Raw genomic sequence first — 2798 nt, 5'->3', positions numbered from 1 at the left:
TGCTCCCAGCCATTTAGGACCAGCCAATGTCTCCTCTTGGCACTTAGTCGACCTCAATCCGCTCGCCGAGGAGGTCGGCTTGCGGGTGCAAACCGGACGTGGTCGAGCAAGGGTACGATCCAGTTAAGGACCCAAGCGCAAACATTGAGAAAAATGGCAGCCCGGCAGGAGGGACCGCCAACGCCTCTAGCCCGGGTTTGTGCCGGAGATCACCCATGAAGATGAGCTCATGACGATTCCATCCATTTCTTTCTTTTGGGCATCAATCACCACAGCGAGTGCCGCTTCTATTTCGCTGCGTTTTGATTGAGCTTTTGGACCAGCTTCACGAAATACCTCTCCCGCTGGTCCCAAGGCGAGTTGAAAGTTGATGGCGTCCGCTACGGTCTTGCCGATCAAGACCGGAGCATCAACACGATCGAAGGTAATGTCGCTGTAGCCAGCTATTTCCATCATCTTGCTAACCATCGTCTGGTTCGACATTGAAAAGGGTCCTGGCCCGCAGGTGCGAGCACCTTCACTTGGCGGGGGCAGAAACCGAAGCACCTCGTTCTTGGCCATGCTGAGCCATGGATTATCTTCAGCTCTGCGCCAGACAATATGAACCATCTTGCCACCGGGCTTGAGTGCGCTTCTCATATTCCTCAAACCCGCCACCGGGTTCTCGAAAAACATTGTCCCGAAACGCGAAAAGACAAAGTCGTAGTTGGGCTCAAAACGCTCGCTAAGAGCGTCGCCCTCCATGAACGAAACGTTCTCAAGACCCCGCGCTGCGGCTTCCTTGCGACCATACTCTAAGAAAGATTCACAGCAATCGATGCCGGTTACTGCTCCGCTTGGCCCCACATGCTCTGAGAGCCTAATGGCCGTATCGCCGAAGCCACATCCAACGTCGAGAACCTTGTCGCCTTCCATGACTGGCAGACTGGGAAAGATCGCCTCACTATGGTGCGTTAGTCCGTCGACCAGTATGTGCTTGTAAGTGATGAACTTCGGCACAAGGACGTCGTTCCAGAAGTCTACGTACTCGGAAGTTGGCTCATTCGCGTTGGTTTCGCTGACAATGCGTCCGTATTCGGACGGCGAGTGTTGCTGTACCGCTGGTTGTTCCTGATTCATGGTCTTCCTCCTTGGTCGAGAATCCGACCGCTTAAACTCTGAGGGATAACTATGAAGTCGGAGCCTCGGGCTAGTCAGTGCGCTTTCCGCCAAAAAGGGTCCATTTATGCCAAGAGCATCCAAATCTGCCTTCACACAAGGTCGGGCCGATGTCTGCTTTTGGCACTTAGCGGACCTCAGTGACGAAGCTGAGGATGTCTGCTTTCCGGTCCAAAGCGGACATGATCCTAGTTCAGGGTGTTCTTGTAGACTTTGCCGTCCTTCATAATGATCTTGAGATTGTCCGCGTCGGTGACGACTTTGAGATCGTCAAGCGGATTTCCGTCTACGAGTAGAAGGTCTGCATAGGCACCCTCCTGAACGAGACCAAGATCACCGTCGGGATAGGGGTTGCGCAGGCCGCTCATTTGAAACAGTTCGCCAGAGGTGCTAGTCGCCATGCGCAAAATTTCGACCGGCTCATACCACTTCAACAAGCGCTCCATCATCTTAGCCTGTTCAGCAAAAACCTGCGGGGGGACGAAGAAGAGGTCTGTGCCATACGTTACCTTGAGGTCGGGGATTTTCTTCGCGGTCGCGTAGACGAAAGCCGTGCCTTTGCAAACAATAGCGAGTTTCGAGTTCGAGAAGTCCGATAACTGCGGTTCTTTGCAGAGCGTGAAGGGTTGCGTGCTGAGAAAAACGCTCTTGTCAGCCATGCGCCGAAGCGTCTTTTCGTCGAGCAGCTGCCCATGGCCGATGTCCTTCACGCCCGCATCGATTGCGCGGTTGATTGAGCTTGGGTGGTAGGCGTGAATAGTCACGTACGTCTGCCAATCAGCCGCTGCATCCACCGCTGCCTTAAGCTCCTCAAACGTGTACTGATTGCCGAGGAGGGGGTCAGATGGCGAGCTATAGCCACCGCCTGCTCCCAACTTAATTTGCGACGCTCCGTTGCGGAGATTTTCGCGCACCGCAGCCAAGACCTCCGGAACACCATCGGCAAGGCGCGAATATCCAAGCCTCATCCAGAAGGGGCGTGGACCGTCGAAACGAGGATTATTCTGCTCCGGCAAGCGAAAGTCACCGTGACCGGCCGTCTGGCTGATGAATGCGCCTGATGGATAAATCCTCGGTCCTGGCACGCGCTCTTCGTCGATTGCCCGCTTTAGACCGAACACGTCACCGCCCATATCGCGCACCACCGTGAACCCGCGCATGAGCATGGCCTCAGCGTCGCCCGCCGAATAGATGTAGTTGTAGCCCGGTCGGCCTGTAAACATCTGGGCCTGGGGTAGTGAGGCGAAGCCGAGGTGAACGTGCGTATCCGCAAGTCCCGGCATTAGCGTGCGTCCACCGCCATCAATCACCGTAGCATCGTCACGTGCCTCGATCTCACCCTTCGCAATCTCTTTGATGAGGTTTCCCTCGACCAAGACGCTCATGCCTTCGGCCAGAGTGTCGTTCTTGCCGTCAAAAATATTGACGTTGGTGAAGAGCGTTTGGGGCTCGACCTTCTCCTCGGCAACGGAAAGTGGGGAGAGGAATGCAACAAAAGCGGACGCAAATGCCGAACAAATGACAGCTCGAACGTGTTTATGGCTGAACATTACTCCTCCCTAGGATACTCTTCCGTATTTGTACCATAGGCACGCTAGGTCGAAACGCCCTGCAATGTCCGCTTCTGGCACTTAGCGGAC

General features: G+C 54.9%; 2 protein-coding genes. Both read right to left on the bottom strand.

The window, feature by feature from the left end; genetic code table 11:
• Positions 1-186: 186 nt before the first annotated feature.
• Positions 187-1119, bottom strand: a complete 933-nt coding sequence (locus AC221Y_RS22870) for a class I SAM-dependent methyltransferase (RefSeq protein WP_486708590.1) — start codon at positions 1117-1119, stop codon at positions 187-189.
• A 227-nt stretch (positions 1120-1346) separates the two neighbouring features.
• Complete coding sequence (locus tag AC221Y_RS22865; RefSeq protein ID WP_486708589.1) at positions 1347-2708, bottom strand: metal-dependent hydrolase family protein; 1362 nt, start codon at positions 2706-2708, stop codon at positions 1347-1349.
• Positions 2709-2798 lie beyond the last annotated feature (90 nt).

This window comes from Boseongicola sp., from assembly GCF_057460485.1.
The sequence above is the reverse complement of the archived record's forward strand: the minus strand, read 5'-3'. Positions and strand labels throughout refer to the sequence as shown.